Annotated in this window: 13 protein-coding genes; 6 read left to right on the top strand and 7 right to left on the bottom strand. The window is 73.5% G+C overall.

What is annotated here, in order from left to right:
- Positions 1 to 127: 127 nt before the first annotated feature.
- Complete coding sequence (locus ACFWEJ_RS08315) at positions 128 to 3,094, bottom strand: discoidin domain-containing protein (RefSeq protein WP_377228727.1); 2,967 nt, start codon at positions 3,092 to 3,094, stop codon at positions 128 to 130.
- A gap of 239 nt (positions 3,095 to 3,333) precedes the next feature.
- Entirely contained in the window at positions 3,334 to 3,891 is a 558-nt protein-coding gene (locus tag ACFWEJ_RS08310; protein WP_377228726.1) for a hypothetical protein, read from the bottom strand.
- A gap of 157 nt (positions 3,892 to 4,048) precedes the next feature.
- Between ACFWEJ_RS08310 and ACFWEJ_RS08305 the strand changes: the two genes are divergently transcribed.
- Positions 4,049 to 4,861, top strand: a complete 813-nt coding sequence (locus ACFWEJ_RS08305) for an NAD-dependent epimerase/dehydratase family protein (RefSeq protein ID WP_377228725.1) — start codon at positions 4,049 to 4,051, stop codon at positions 4,859 to 4,861.
- Positions 4,862 to 4,871: 10 nt separating this feature from the next.
- On the opposite strand, the gene ACFWEJ_RS08300 is transcribed toward ACFWEJ_RS08305, so the two are convergent.
- Complete coding sequence (locus ACFWEJ_RS08300) at positions 4,872 to 5,654, bottom strand: SDR family oxidoreductase (protein ID WP_377228724.1); 783 nt, start codon at positions 5,652 to 5,654, stop codon at positions 4,872 to 4,874.
- An 86-nt stretch (positions 5,655 to 5,740) separates the two neighbouring features.
- Here ACFWEJ_RS08300 and ACFWEJ_RS08295 point away from each other — a divergent pair, with 86 nt between their 5' ends.
- Positions 5,741 to 6,703, top strand: a complete 963-nt coding sequence (locus ACFWEJ_RS08295) for a DUF2797 domain-containing protein (protein WP_377228723.1) — start codon at positions 5,741 to 5,743, stop codon at positions 6,701 to 6,703.
- 58 nt (positions 6,704 to 6,761) lie between these two features.
- Here the strand turns inward: ACFWEJ_RS08295 and ACFWEJ_RS08290 are convergent, their stop codons facing one another.
- Both ACFWEJ_RS08290 and ACFWEJ_RS08285 read right to left on the bottom strand, forming a co-directional pair.
- Positions 6,762 to 7,496 (bottom strand): hypothetical protein, encoded by a 735-nt coding sequence (locus ACFWEJ_RS08290; RefSeq protein WP_377228722.1) that lies wholly within the window; start codon positions 7,494 to 7,496, stop codon positions 6,762 to 6,764.
- A gap of 88 nt (positions 7,497 to 7,584) precedes the next feature.
- Complete coding sequence (locus tag ACFWEJ_RS08285; RefSeq protein ID WP_377228721.1) at positions 7,585 to 8,157, bottom strand: CGNR zinc finger domain-containing protein; 573 nt, start codon at positions 8,155 to 8,157, stop codon at positions 7,585 to 7,587.
- Positions 8,158 to 8,251: 94 nt separating this feature from the next.
- On the opposite strand from ACFWEJ_RS08285, the gene ACFWEJ_RS08280 reads away from it, so the two are divergent.
- The 4 genes from ACFWEJ_RS08280 to ACFWEJ_RS08265 all read left to right on the top strand — a co-directional run bounded on the left by ACFWEJ_RS08280 (position 8,252) and on the right by ACFWEJ_RS08265 (position 12,990).
- Entirely contained in the window at positions 8,252 to 9,580 is a 1,329-nt protein-coding gene (locus ACFWEJ_RS08280) for an MFS transporter (RefSeq protein WP_377228720.1), read from the top strand.
- A 230-nt stretch (positions 9,581 to 9,810) separates the two neighbouring features.
- Positions 9,811 to 11,022, top strand: a complete 1,212-nt coding sequence (locus ACFWEJ_RS08275; RefSeq protein ID WP_377228719.1) for an MFS transporter — start codon at positions 9,811 to 9,813, stop codon at positions 11,020 to 11,022.
- Positions 11,023 to 11,075: 53 nt separating this feature from the next.
- Entirely contained in the window at positions 11,076 to 12,509 is a 1,434-nt protein-coding gene (locus ACFWEJ_RS08270) for a hypothetical protein (RefSeq protein WP_377228718.1), read from the top strand.
- A gap of 37 nt (positions 12,510 to 12,546) precedes the next feature.
- Positions 12,547 to 12,990, top strand: a complete 444-nt coding sequence (locus ACFWEJ_RS08265) for a hypothetical protein (protein ID WP_377228717.1) — start codon at positions 12,547 to 12,549, stop codon at positions 12,988 to 12,990.
- A gap of 55 nt (positions 12,991 to 13,045) precedes the next feature.
- On the opposite strand, the gene ACFWEJ_RS08260 is transcribed toward ACFWEJ_RS08265, so the two are convergent.
- Together ACFWEJ_RS08260 and ACFWEJ_RS08255 are read right to left on the bottom strand one after the other, a co-directional pair.
- Complete coding sequence (locus ACFWEJ_RS08260) at positions 13,046 to 13,498, bottom strand: hypothetical protein (RefSeq protein ID WP_377228716.1); 453 nt, start codon at positions 13,496 to 13,498, stop codon at positions 13,046 to 13,048.
- Entirely contained in the window at positions 13,491 to 13,925 is a 435-nt protein-coding gene (locus ACFWEJ_RS08255; RefSeq protein WP_377228715.1) for a DUF4259 domain-containing protein, read from the bottom strand. Before ACFWEJ_RS08255 ends, ACFWEJ_RS08260 begins: the two co-directional genes overlap by 8 nt.
- Between the last annotated feature and the right edge of the window lie 23 nt (positions 13,926 to 13,948).

Genomic DNA, 13,948 nt, shown 5'->3' with positions numbered 1-13,948 from the left:
GCTTTCGACTGTCCGAAAGCGAAGAAACCCGGGCCTCAAAGGTGAGCTGCGAGTCAGGCCAAGCCGTCAGCAGACGCCGTCGGCCGAGCCGTCAGCAGCCGTCAGGCTCAGCCATCAACCCCAACCGTCACGCGCAGTCCGCCGCCGCGTAGCCCGCCGTCAGGCCGGACCCGCCGAGCGTCGAGACGGTGACGCTTCCCGCCTCCAGCGCCGTGGACTTCGTGCTGACCACGGCCGACCCGGTACGCCCGGGCGCGACGTCGCGCACCACGCGCGTGCCGAACGGCGTCCGGATCTCGATGTCCGCCTTCCGGTCACCGAGGTTCCGCACCGTGGTCACGAGCTGGGCCTTGTCGGGTCCGACGCACCGCGCCGCCACCTCGGGCACGACGGCGGTGGTGCGCGCCCCGACCCCCAGCGCCGGGATCTTGAGGTACGAGCCGGGCGTCGCGAACGTCAGCCGCACGGCCGACGCCCAGACCGGCTCGAACTCCACCGACACCGGCGTCCCGGTCGCGCCCGGCACCACGTCCTGGGCCGTGGTCGGGTGCCACGTGCCCGTGGCGTCGCGGTACTCGACACCCACGTGCGCGATCGTGCCCTCGGTGCTCGTGAAGCCGATCCGGTCCACGGCGCGCGGCTGACCCGGCTCGACCGTGAACGTCACCTCGTCCCGGCCGGCGCTCCCGGACCACGTGGACCAGGACGTCGCCGCGTTCCCGTCGCACGCGTTGGCCGCCGGCAGGGTCTCCCACTCCGTCTGGTGGAAGCTCGCCGAGACAGTGGTGCCGTCGGCGCGGCAGAGGTCCTCGACGTCGTCCACTCCCCAGACCTGCACCTCCGAGACGGACTGCCACGTGTTGGTCGCCGTCGTCAGCCGCAGGCGCAGGCCGTTCGTGCGCGGCAGGTCCGAGACGTCGAGGGTCGCGACCGGGGCGGACGACGCCACGTCCTGGGCGAGGTCGACGCTGACGTCCGTCGTCGTCCACGCGCCCGACGCGTCCAGGTACTCCGCCACGACCGTGGACGGCCAGGTCGCGCCCGAACCGTCCTTGTAGGTGTGCACCACCACCTCGGTCAGGTCCTGCGTGAGCGGCCAGGTGAACGACAGCCAGCTGTTGCGCGGGTAGCCCGACGACGTCCAGTCGTCCCAGCCCTTGCCCTTGACGTTGCCGTCGACCACGGTCGGCGCGAGGTTCGCCCGGCTGGACGCCGCCACGGACGCGCCGGGCGCGAGGTTGGCGACGCCGTCCTCGTGCACCTCGACGGTGCGCGTGAAGGTGCGGCCCGCGGTGAACCCGTCGCCGGCGGCGAGCGTGCCGGTGATCGTCTGCGTGCCGCGCTCGTCGAACGACGTCGCGCTCCAGGTCACCGCGACGTCCGTCGTGACGCCATCGACCTCGACCGGGACGGCGTCGGGCAGGGTGGCGCCGAAGTCCACGCCGGGCGCGACCTGGTCGGGCACGCCGTCCTCGACCACGCGCCAGATCTCCGTGCCCGTGCCCTTGTCGTCCCAGTAGCTCTCGTCCCAGCCGGCGCCCCAGCGCGCCGGGTCCTCGGTGGCGGGGTTGCGCATCTCGGCGCGGCCGTTCTCGCCGATCGTGACCGGGAGCCAGACGTAGTTCGAGTTCGCGGCCCCGGCGTTCCACCGGTCCCCCATGTAGACGAACCGGCCGCCGCCGAGGTCGAGCACGTTGGTCGACTGCGAGCCGAAGGTGGTGCGGCGCGTGTCGCCGACGGACAGCAGGCCGTCGCCACCCTCGGGGATCGCGTTGTAGGCGACGTTCTCGTGCGGGTCGCCCGCCTCGACGCCGCGGATCCAGGAGCCCAGGATGCTGTCGGCCGTGTAGTAGGTCTGCGGGTTCGGGGCCCAGCCCGTCGCGCCGGAGGCCACCGCGTAGTACTTGCCGCCGTGCTGGAACAGCGCGGGTGCCTCCAGCACGCCGCACTCCTTGACGATCTGGAAGTCCTCGCCGCGCACCGGCGCGGCGGCGGTGCCGTCCGCGAACAGGTACGGGAAGCGGCCGTCCTCCGAGTACTGCCCGGCGTCCGCCATGTCGACGTCGGTGGTGTGCGTGACGTTCGTGTAGTCGGCGTCGAGCTCGGCGATGTAGAGGGATCGGTTCTCCTCGGAGGAGTAGACGATGTATGCCGTGCCGTCGTCGTCCTGGAACACCGTCATGTCCCGCGCCTGCCCGGGCACCGCGGCGGAGATGCACGCCTGGTAGTTGGTCCGGTTCGGCATCCGGTACACGCCCGTCATCTTGAACGGCCCGGTGGGGCTGTCCGAGACCGCGACGCCCGCCATCGAGCGCGCGTACATGCTGCCGCCCACGGTGCGCTGCCCGTCGGAGTGCCACCACAGCACCCACTGGTTCGTCCGCTCGTTGAACAGGACCTTGGGGCGCTCGAAGATCGTCGTGTAGTCGGCGGCCTCGTTGGTGTTCAGGTGGTAGTTCACCTCGGCGATGCGGTCCACGCGGGGCTCGCCGGCGTCGTCGACCGTGTCGTAGAGGGCGTCGAAGTAGTCCGACTCCAGCTCCGCCGCGTTCGACACCGAGCGCAGGACGACGCCCTCGTCGGTCCAGTTCCTCGTGTCGTACGACTTGTACGCGTGCACGCCCGGGCTTCCGTAGTAGCCGTTGCTGCGGTCCTCGCCGTACCAGTAGTAGACGGTCTGCCCCGCCTCCTGGCCCTGGACGACGGACCCGGCGTCGACGCCAAGTGCCTCGGCCGAGACCGACACGACCTGGCCGCCGTGGGCCTGGATGTGGTTGCCGGCGGTGTCGAGCCAGGACGGCGTGAAGTAGTCGGCGGCGCCCGAGCCGGGGTCGAGGATGGGCGGGTAGGTGGTGTAGGCGTCGGCCGCTGCCCCGGGTGCGGCGTCGGACGCCGCGGCAGGTGCGGCGGCGGCAGGTACGGCCGCCGGCGCGGCGTCGCGCACGGCCGTCTGCGCGACGGCGGGCAGCGCCGGGAGGGCGAGCGTCGCGGCCAGGGCGACGGCAAGCGCCGGGCGAACGGGTACCGAACGCGACGGTGCCGGGCGAGCTGGTAATGCGGAGGGGCTGGTGCGCCGAGCGCGGCGAAGTCCCATGTCCGTCTCCTTCATCCTCGAAGTCTGTGGACGCACGAGGACGGACGGCGCCGGCCTCGCGGAACGCGACCCTGCGTTCCGGCGGGCCCTGCGGGACCGCCGCGCAACAGGCTGGCACCCGCGAAATGTTCACGTCAACAAGATGTCCGAAAGTGATCGACTCGGGCACAGGATCCGGCGGCAGGTATCGCCGTCGCGGGCCGACGCCGCGGGACGCCGTCGTCCCCGCCCGGACCGCCTCAGCCGTGCGCGAGCAGCTTGAGCCCCACCACGCCGACCGCGAGCGCCGCGAGCACGCCGAGCGCCAGGATGCGGGCGAGCCACGGCAGCTTGGTGCGGCGGATGCCGAGCCAGGCGATGAGCACCAGGGTGGCGATGAGCACGCCGACGCCCACGCGCAGCGCGGTGGTGACCTCCCACCAGCCGAGGCCGGCGGCGGCCAGGGCGAGCAGCGGGATGACGAGCGTCAGGAGGGCGCCGCCGCTGGTCCGGGTCATGGCGCCGAGGTGGTGCCGGTCGGGGAACCCGCCGTGCGCGGCGAGGTGGGAGATGAGCTCGGCGAGCCAGGCGGCGGCCACGGTGCCGACGGCGGTGATGGTCAGCGACGCCGCGGCGGTCCCGGCGCCGAGCCCGTGCGCGTGGGCCAGCAGGGTGAGGATGACGGCGAGCGAGGCGAACGTGACGTAGACGCGCTCGCGCAGGCGCTCGGCGAAGTCCTCCCGCTCCTCGGGGGTGAGCGTCGCGGGGTCGGAGTGCGGGTCCGGGTGCGGGTGTGCGGCGCGGCGCGAGGTGCTCATGCGGCCATTCTCCCGTGCCGCAACCGTGCCGGCCTCGCGCTGCCCACGTGCTGCTCCCGTGCCGCCCCGGCGTGTGTCACCACAGGTCGTCGCGGTCGTCCGCCGCCAATTCCCCTACCCTCTCGTCAGGACACCGACCGGACGAGGGAGCCCGAGCATGTCGAACGACGCACCACAGGTGATCGCGATCACCGGGGCGGCGGGCCGGATCGGCCGCGCGATCACCCCGCTCCTGCGACGAGCGGGGCGGGAGCTGCGGCTGCTGGACCGGGAGGTGCCCGCCGAGCGCGACGAGCGGGACCGGTGGTTCGCGGCTGACATCACCGAGACGGGCGCCCTGGACGAGGCGTTCCGGGGAGCGGACCTGGTGGTGCACCTCGCGGCCCATCCCTGGGAGCGGCCGTGGCCCGAGATCATCGCCGTGAACATCGACGGCACCCAGCGGACGCTGGAGGCGGCGCACGTCGCGGGCGTGCCGCGCGTGCTGTTCGCGAGCTCGATCCACGCGGTGGGGTACGCGACGCCCGCCGAGGCCGGCGCCGTCGACGAGCTGCACCCGCGGCCCGACACGTTCTACGGCATGAGCAAGGCCGCCGGCGAGGCCCTGGGCAGCGTCTACGCCGACCGGTTCGGCATGACCGTGGTGAGCGCGCGGATCTGCGCATTCAGCACCGACGTCGCGGGGGGCCACTCGGTCGCCCTGTGGCTCTCCCCCGCCGACGCCGCCCGGCTGGTCGAGGCCGTGGCCGCGCTCGACCGGCCCGGGCACCACGTGGTCTGGGGCGTCTCCGACAACGGGCCGGGCTGGTTCCCGCTCGGCCCCGGGCACGCGATCGGCTTCCACCCGCAGGACGACGCGGTGCGCCGGGCGACCGAGCGCGACGGCGTCGCACCGCCGGAGCCGGAGCGCGACAGGATTCTCGCGGGGATCTTCGCCGACGAGGACCACCCGCTGGGCGGCGAGTGGTGACCGGCCGACCTCAGCCGTGGGCGGCCAGGTGGGCGGGTCGCTCGGCCCCGGCCGGCCAGTCCCGCAGCGCCGTCGGCGCGATGCGGGCGTCGGGACCGGGCAGGAGCGCGCGGCGGTCGACCACGCCGCCGAAGTAGGTGGCATCCGGGTCGCGGACGACGGCGTGGGACGCGCCCAGCCGGGACAGCGCCACGCGCACGAACGTGTCGAGCTCGTACTGGTCGGGGCCCGCCAGGTCGAGGTCGGTCATGCCCGGCGGCGCGCTCACGAGCCGGACGAGCTCGGCGGCGACGTCCGACCCCGCGACCGGCTGCACCAGCAGCGGGGCGATCAGGGCGGGCCCGCCCTCCGGCGCCGTCGAGGCCCGGGCGATGGCCGGCGCGAACTCGAAGAACTGGGTCGCGTGCAGGATGGTGCAGTGCGCGTAGCCGCCGCGGACGGCGTCCTCCAGCCGCACCTTGGCCGCGTAGAACGGGACGTCGGGCGCCCGGTCCGACCCGACGATGGACAGCATGACGTGGTGCCGCACGCCCGCCTCGCCCTCGTACCGCGTGACGTTCTCCCCGGCCCGGTCGAAGAACTCACCGATCCGGGCGGGGTCCAGCGAGCCGGGCTTGGCGGTGTCGACCACGACCTGGGCGCCGTCCAGCGCCTCGCGCAGGCCCTGCCCCGTGACCAGGTCGACGCCGCTCGCGCGCGACGCGACGCGGACGTCGTCGCCCCGCGCCCGCAGGAGCCGGACCACCTGGGTGCCGATGGTGCCGGTGCCGCCCAGCACGACGATCGTCGTCATCCTCGACTCCCCTCGGGCCGTTCCAAGAAATCCATCGTGTACCGGGAGCCGGCAATCGGCTTGTCGGGTGGCTCTAGAGTCGTGCCGTGTCCGACGAACGCACCACGCCGAGCACCACCCCGCCCGCCTGGCGGCCGACCGGTCTGAACTGGGCCGACGGCGCCGCGGCGCTGGAGTGGCTCTCCCCCGCCGGCGCGACCCGGCGCAGCGCGCTGGACGTCGGGGCGCGGCTCGGGCTGCGGGTCGGCGCCGACCGGCGGTGCCTCGGGCTGTGGTGGGACGGGCGCCGCGTGCCGTGCGTCGCGGGGGCGCGGATCGACCCCGCGGCGAAGTCGGGCCAGTGCGAGTCGTGCGCCGCGATCGCCCGCACCCGGTCCGTCGCGACCGACACCGCGCTGGACGACCCGCGGGAGTTCCGCGTGTACCTCGCCCACCACGGCAGCGTGATCAAGGCCGGCATCACCGCCTCGGCGCGTGGGCCTGCCCGCCTCCTGGAGCAGGGCGCGCTGTCGTCGCTGTTCCTCTCGGCGGGCACGCTGGTCTCGGCCCGGCGGTGCGAGGCCCTGCTCACCGCGGCGCTCGGCCTGCCGCAGCAGGTGCACACCGCGCGCAAGCGGGCGGCCCGGTGGGCGCCGGGGACGCCGGCGTCGCGCGCGGCCGAGCTTTCCGCCGTCGTCGGGAAGGCGGCCGGGCTGGACTGGCCGCCGGGGCAGGCGTGGGCGCCGACCTCGGCGCTGGACCATACCCCTACATACGGGCTGCCCGAGGGCGGGTTGGCGCCGGCGCGGCAGCTCGATCCGCTGCGGCCAGGGACGACTGTCACGGGCGAGGTGATGTGTCGGATCGGGCGGGATGTGTACTTGAGTGCGCCGGGTGTCGCGGCGACGGGGGTCGCGACGGCGGGCGGCTTGCTTCTGGTCGACACCGGCCTGCTGGAGGGCTGGGACCTGACCCGGGCCGATCCGGCAGAGGCGGGGACGGCGAGCGCCTCGCCCGTCAGCGCGCCGGGCGGGACGGGTGCCGGCGTGGAGCAGGACGCGCTCTTCTGAGCCGGCGCGCCGAACCGATGTCGCGCTCCGAGGCGGCACTGGTCCGGTGCCGCCGCCGTCAGAGGCGCAGCAGGTCCCGGGCCAGGCCCTCGCGCAGGCCCTCCGGCGGGTCGACGTAGCCCTCCGGGTACAGGGCCTCGGGGAACCCGCCGGCCGCGAACGCGTTGTTGAGGTCGTCGACGAACCAGAGCGTCGGGCCGACCAGCCCGTCCACGCCGACACCCGGGAGCTGGATCCCGTACGGACCGTCGCCGCTGATGTTGGCCTTGTGCAGCGCGTCCGGGGCGAAGTCGAGCTGGTAGTCGTCGCTCGGGTCGGCGTCCGGGCCGAAGCCCGTCAGCTCCGTCTCGAAGTACTCGCGCGCGCCACCCCCGTACGCGACGTGCTCGAACTCGACCACGAGCGGGTCCGCGAGCACGCTCTCGGGCCACCGCGGGTACTCGCCCACGAGCCAGACGTCCCCGACCTGGCGGATCCACGCCGACACCGTCATCGGGAACGGCGCGAACGTCTCCTCCAGCCAGTCGGCCAGGTCGGCGGCGCCGTCCGACGGCGGGAGATGCGCCGGCCGGGGCGTCATCGCGTCGTCGTTCTGCGCGGCGACGAACCCGTCGGCCTGGAGCCGGTCGACGATCGTCTCCACGTTCCGGCGCGCCCGGGTCGCCATCTCGCGGGCCACCGCCTGGGCGTCCTCGCGGTGCGGCTCGTCGAACGCGGTCAGTCCCAGGGCGCGCAGGTCGCGCCACACGTCGTCGTGCTCGCCGGCCTGGTACCGGGCGAAGTAACTGGTCACGGGGGCATCCTGGCAGAACCCGGGGCTTCGGTGTGCCGGGCGAGCGGGTCGCTCCCGGGGCGACAACGGGGCCAACCGTCCGGCCGCGCTAAGCCTGCACACGGTCCCCCGACCGCCGCCGCATCTTGATGTAGTTGCCGCAGCCCGCCATGGAGCACCAGCGCCGCGCGTGGTTGCGGGAGGCGTCGTAGAACGCCCAGCGGCAGGTGTCGCGCGCGCAGACCTTGAGCCGTTCCCACTCGCCGGCCGCCTCGCTGCGGCGGACGGCGTCGAGCACCCCGGCGATCCCGCGCTCGAAGGGGCTGCCCGCGGCGGTGAGCCGCAGCCCGCCGTCGGCGTCGAACGAGACGCGCAGCGGGAGGTGGGCGAGCTCGGCGTCGAGCGCACGACGGGCCGCGCCGTCGTCGTCCGCCTCGTGCCCGGCATGGCCGAGCAGCACCGCGCGCAGTCCCTCGCGGATCCGGCGCGCGGCGGCGACGTCGTCCGCCGTCATGCGGGCGCTCGCCGGGACGAGCCCGCGCGCGGCGAACCAGTCGCGCAGGGCGGTCGCGCTGTCGAGGCTCTCGGCGTCCTCCTGCGGCTCGTAGCTGTTCACGAAGTCGCGCACGAGCCCGGGCGACGGCGGCGCCCACGTGTCGAAGCCGTTCTCCTCGAGCTGCATGACACCAGCGTAATGGGTTGACCGGTGTCGGTGCCGTAGGCAACCATGACACCGGCAAACCGCTGACGGTGGTGTACAACGATGTGCAGGGGGCATGATGACGAAGGCGGCGACGGTGCGGCGCACGGGACTGCTGATCGTGGCGCTCGGGCTGCTCACGACGCTCGGGCCGCTCTCGATCGACCTCTACCTCCCCGCCTTCCCCGCGCTGCAGCGCGAGTTCGGCGCCGACGACGGCGCCGTCCAGCTCACCCTCGCCGGCATGACCGTGGGCCTCGCGCTCGGCAACCTGGTCACGGGTGCGTGGAGCGACCGGGTCGGACGACGCCGGCCGCTCCTGCTCGCCTCCGCCCTGCACGTGGCAGTGACCGTCGCGTGCGCGGCGGCCCCGACGCTGGAGGCCCTGGCCGCGCTGCGCGTCGTCCAGGGTGTCGCGGCCGCCGGCAGCTCGGTGCTCGTGCTCGCGATCGCGCGGGACGTCAGCGACGGACCCGGGCTCGTGCGCCTGGTCTCGCGCATCACCCTGATCACGACGACGGTCCCGCTGCTCGCGCCGGTCGCGGGCGCGGCGCTGCTGCCGCTGGTGGGCTGGCGCGGGATCTTCGGGGTGCTCGGGGCGTTCTCGGCGGCGGTGCTCGTGGTGACGGTGATGGTGGTGCCGGAGACGCACATGGTGGGTCAGGGTGGTCGGGCGGACGCCGACGACTCGGCGGAGCGGAACGACTTGACCGTTCGGGGCGGCATGGCCGGTCGGGGCAGCTCGGCGAAGCGAGGCGGCTCGGCCGACCGGAACGGCTCGGCCGACCGCGGCACCCGCGCCCGCCTCCGCGCCGTGCTCCGCGACCCCGGCTTCCGCACGGCAACCCTGCTCGGCGCGATGACCTACGCCGGCGTCTACGCCTACGTCGCGGCGTCGCCGCTCCTGCTCCAGGACGTGCACGGCCTGACTGCCGGCCAGTTCGCGGCGGTGTTCCTGGCCAACTCGCTCGGCCTCGTGGTCGGGGTGCAGGCCAGCGCGTCGCTGCAGCGGCGTCGTCCGAACGCGCCCGTACTGATCGGGTTCGCGGCGCTGACCGCCGTCGCCGCGCTCGCGATCGTCCCGCTGGAACGGGCCGGGGCCGGCCTGTCCGGACTGCTCCCGTGCCTGTGGCTCTTCGTCGCGGGCTGCGGCGGCTGCTTCGCGGGCGCTGCGGGCCGCGCGCTGCGCGACCAGTCCGCGCAGGCCGGCACCGCGACCTCCCTCTACGGCTTCGGCACCTTCGCCGCGGCGGGGCTGATCGCCCCGGTCGCGGGCCTGATCGGCCTGCACGACGCCGCGCCGATCGCCGGGGTGCTGACCGCGACGGCGCTCGTCGGGACGACGTCGGCGGTGCTGCTCCGCCGTCAGGACCGGCGGGCGGTACTGCCGCCGGGCAGAGCGTGAGCCCCGCCCGGGCGCCCGCCGCTCTGCTGGCCGGGCCTGAACCTCGACCCACTCTGCTTGAACCGCGCCCCGCTCGGGGCCAGGCCTGAGCCTCGCCCCACCCCCCCTCCTCGAACCGCGCCCCGCTCGAACCCCACCCGGGAGAGCACGGCCTAGACCCTTTCCCAGCGACCCCCTGGATACCGGCCCGTCCCGGGCCGCCGCCCCAACCCTGTCTGGAGACCCGCACCGTGTTCGACCTGCCCGAGCTTCGCCGTCACATCCCCCTCGCGGTCGCCCTCGGCGTGGACTCGATCGGCACCGGCATCAGCGGCCCGCTGCTCCTTCTCTTCCTGACCCGCGTCGCCGACATCCCGCTCCAGCAGGCCGGACTCACCCTCTCGGCGACCTTCGCGGTCGCGCTGGTCGTGCCCGCGCTGGTCGGCCAGATCGTGCCAAGGCTGGGCGGACGGAACATCCTGATCGCCGCGCAGGTGCTCCAGGCCGCCGGACTCGGCGGGCTGCTGATCGCCCGCGACCTGCCGGCCGTCGCCGCCTGCACCCTCGTGGCGGCGATCGGGCAGCGGGCGTTCTGGTCGTCGGTCTTCTCCGTCATCGCGGACGCCTCGGACTCGGGCCCCGCCGAGGACAAGGACCGCTGGTTCGCGTTCACCAACATGGTGCAGGCCACGGGCTACGCGCTCGGCGCGCTGACGGCGGGCGCCCTCCTGCTCATCCCGGGCGACCTGCCGTACCTGCTGGCGATCGGCACCAACGCGGTCTGCTTCGTGGTCTCCGCGGTCCTGCTCCTGGGCGATCGCTCGGGCCGACGGACCGGCGCCGCGGACGCCGCCACCCCGGTTCGCGCCCACCGCATACCGACGCTCCCGTACCTCGGCCTCATCGGTGTGGCCTCGCTGTTCGCGTTCTGCAGCACGATCCTGGGGTCGGGCCTCGGCGTGTACGTGGTCGACGGCCTGGCGGCACCCGCGGCCGTCGTCGGACCGCTTCTCGCGATCAACACGATCCTCAACGCGCTGGGCCAGGCCCTCGCTGTTCGGCTCACCCGCCGCCGCTCCCGCGTCACCGTCATGGTGATCGCGGGGATCATCTGGTCCGTGTGGGGCGTGTGCACGGCGGCGCTCGGCCTCGCGCCCGCGAGCCTGATCATCCCGGGCCTGGCGCTGTCGGTGCTGGTCTACTCGGTCGCCGAGCTGCTGCACGGCCCGCGCTCGCTCGCCTACGCCGCCGACGCCGCGCCGCCCGGCCAGCGCAGCACGTACCTGTCGTGGTTCCAGTACAGCTTCGCGCTCGCCAACATCGCGGCCCCGGGCGTCTTCGCCGCCACCTTCGGCGTCGACCCGGGCCTGCCGTGGATCGTCACGTCGGTCGTGGCGCTGGTCGCGTGCGTGGGGCTGGTGCTGGTCGCGCGGGTGCTGCCGCGGGAGGCGGCGCGACCGTGACGGTGCCGGTATTTCGTTCGTCCGTCCCTTCTGACCGCTGACATCATGACGGCGTGCTTGCCACCTCCGAGATCACGGACCGCCTGGCCGACGGACTGGCCGCCGTCCATTCTCGCGGTGCCATGTCGACGGCAGCGCTGGAGGACTGGCTGTCGTCGATCTCCGCGCGTGAGCTGCTCCAGGTCGATCAGGCGGCGCGAAGCTGGCGGTACGGGAACACCCTCGGGCCGTCATCGACGTGGAACCCCCGCGCACTTCGTCAATCCGGGCCTGTCGGCGCGGCGCTGGCGAGCATGCACGACGACGGCCACGTGCGCGAGGCCGCGGTCCACCTCCTGTCGCAGTTGGACGCCGTACTGGCCGACCGGATGCTCGCCGCCCGCCTGAGCGACCACGTGCGACCCGTCCGAGAGGCTGCCGTCAAGGCGCTGCTCGGCAGGACGTCGCTCGCACAGGCGGACCACATCATGCCCGTGCTGCAGCTCATCGAAGGACGCGTGCGCGGCGCCGAGGTGCTGCCCCTCTATCTGCACGCGCTGTCCGCCGTGCATGGAGAGGCTGCGCTGTGGTCGCGGCTGCGCCTGTCGACCAGCCGGGAGGTGCGCCGCGCCGCGTTCAAGCAGAGCCTCATCAATGGGCTGCTGGTGACTGGCGACGCCGTCGCCGCCCTCTCGCGTGAGCACGACCGCGTGGTGCAGAGTCTTCTCGCTCGTTCCATCGCCGACACCGCGGCACCCGACGTCATCGCAAGCGCCCTCCTGCACGACCGGTCTCCCCACAGCCGAGTGCTCGGGCTCGTCCGGCTGTCCGCCGACCTGCTCCAACCGGCCGACGTCGAGAGACTGCTGGTCGACCCCGGAGAACTGGTGCGCATGTGGGCGCGCCAGCGGTGGCAAGAGCAGGGCAGGGACACGCTCGCGGTGTACCGGGCCGCTACACAGATGTCCGGACCAGCCAGGATGCGCGCTCGCGCCTACCGCGGTCTGGTCGAGGCCGGGGGCAGCGTCGACCACACGGTAGTGCTCGACCTGGTCCGCAGCGCTGAACCACCCTTGCAGAAGGCCGGCCTGCGCCTGCTCGCCAATGACACGCAGGCGACCGACGCGCCCTTGCTGCTCCACACCCTGCGGACCGGCACCGCCCGCGTCGCGCGACTCGCTTCCGAGGCGCTCCTGGAGGTGCCATCCGCCTGGTCCGACGACGACTTATGGCCGCTGACGACCTCGGCCGCACCCGAGCTCCGACGCCGGGCGTGGTGGCTCAAGCGCGGCCGCAGCGGCTGGGACGAGACGATCGCCGACCTGGAGATCATGCTCGACGATGACCCGGACCTCGCCGCGCTCGGCCGCAACATGGCCATGCCTCAGTTCGCGCTTCCCACCGAGTCACAGCGAAGCCAGCTCCTCGACCTGCTTCCCCAGGTCTGGCCCTCGAACTGGCGCAGCAGCCGTGTCGCCTTCGCCGCGGGCCTGAGGGAGGACGCGTGACCTCGGCCTGGTGGGGTGGCCCGGTACGGTGCTCACCGTGAGCCTGCTCCTGGACCCCGACTACGACGTTGCGACCCACACCTGTGACTGCGGAAGCCTGCACGAGCGGGTCACAGGGTTCGTCAACCACGAGGTAACCGGGGCCTTCGCGATCTTCTACGCCGACTGTGTGCACCACGGCGGGGAGCACGAGGCGTACATCGACGTGATCCTCGACGACCAGTTCGACCCCGACAGCCCGACCACGGTGGTCGGTGACCGCGTCACCTTCAGCTGCCGGTACGGCTTCATCGAGGGCCACGGCTACGCGTGCTCCCTCGTGACTCCACCCGGTGACTGCTCGAACGCCCTCCGGGGAGCTCAGCTCTCCCGTGAAGAGGCGCTGCAGCACGAGTGGCTTCCGCGGTTCTGGGACGTCGTCGACCTGATCATCGAGAAGGACCCGACCGTGCGGAAGCACTTCGGTCTCGACCCGCAGTGAGGCCCCGGGGCGCCCGCGACGCTCGTCCGCGCTGCCGGGCTCTTGACGTCGGATCTCAGCGTGGATGGAAGGACAGCAGGTCGGCCCGCATCCGCTCGGTCTGGGGCTGCGGTCCGTAGACCCGGTCGCGGGCGTCCAGCGCCCGCAGTACCCAGCTGCGGCCGACGTCGTCGATCTGGCCGGTCAGGCGCAGCAGCGCGAAGCCGGCGCCGATGGTGAAGTCGACCATGTCGACGTCGTCCTCGCCGAGGCCCGCCACGACGGCAGCCTCGTCCTCGAACCACTCGGGGTCGATCTGCGCCAGGGTGGTGCTGCCGTCCAGCTCGTCGATCCGCTTTGCCGCCTCGACGACCGTGTCCCACCCCTCGTCGTTGCCGAACGGAGCGAAGTCATCGCCCTGGTCGTCGTAGATCAGGTCGCGGAAGTGCGCGGCGAAAGCCGGGTGCTTCGGTCCGAGGTCCTCGTCGTCGTCGGCTGCCGCGTCCTCGAGGTCGGGGCGGTCAGTCACCGGTACCCCCACCTGCTGCACCGACCAGTGCGGCCGACCCCAGGGCCTGCCGCAGGTCCTCGATCGACGCCTCGACCTTGCCGAGCCATTCGCGCAACGACTGTTCGCTGGCCTCCTGCCACAGCTCGTAGACCTCGGAACCGGCACCGAGCACCCGGTCCGTCTGCTCCAGCAGCCAGGCGGCACGCTCGTCGTCGAGCACGTCCCGGGCCGCATCCACGGCGTCGGCCTGCGGCAGCTCGCGCAGCCCGCGCGCGGCCAGCGCCACCTCGATGAGAGCGAGGACGGCGGCGCCGGCGTCACTCTCGATGTAGTCGCCCCGCAGCTCGTCGGCCAGGTCGGCGAACGAGAGCTGGCGGTCCGCGAGCGCCCCCAGCGCGTCCATCGCACTGTCGTTGCCGAGGATCTCGGTGCTCCATGTACCCATGGCGAGGAACGTACGCGGAGCCA

The sequence above is a fragment of the Promicromonospora sp. NPDC060204 genome (assembly GCF_042728455.1).
Classification (GTDB): Bacteria; Actinomycetota; Actinomycetes; order Actinomycetales; family Cellulomonadaceae; genus Promicromonospora.
Note: the sequence above shows the minus strand (reverse complement) of the source record. Positions and strands in the feature narration are given on the sequence as shown.

Excerpts from the sequence above, each read along its gene's own strand:
- ACFWEJ_RS08305 (WP_377228725.1), top strand. The coding sequence starts at position 4,049 with ATGTCGAACGACGCACCACAGGTGATCGCGATCACCGGGGCGGCGGGC.
- ACFWEJ_RS08285 (WP_377228721.1), bottom strand. The coding sequence starts at position 8,157 with ATGCAGCTCGAGGAGAACGGCTTCGACACGTGGGCGCCGCCGTCGCCC.
- ACFWEJ_RS08315 (WP_377228727.1), bottom strand. The coding sequence starts at position 3,094 with ATGGGACTTCGCCGCGCTCGGCGCACCAGCCCCTCCGCATTACCAGCT.
- ACFWEJ_RS08255 (WP_377228715.1), bottom strand. The coding sequence starts at position 13,925 with ATGGGTACATGGAGCACCGAGATCCTCGGCAACGACAGTGCGATGGAC.
- ACFWEJ_RS08280 (WP_377228720.1), top strand. The coding sequence starts at position 8,252 with ATGATGACGAAGGCGGCGACGGTGCGGCGCACGGGACTGCTGATCGTG.
- ACFWEJ_RS08300 (WP_377228724.1), bottom strand. The coding sequence starts at position 5,654 with ATGACGACGATCGTCGTGCTGGGCGGCACCGGCACCATCGGCACCCAG.
- ACFWEJ_RS08310 (WP_377228726.1), bottom strand. The coding sequence starts at position 3,891 with ATGAGCACCTCGCGCCGCGCCGCACACCCGCACCCGGACCCGCACTCC.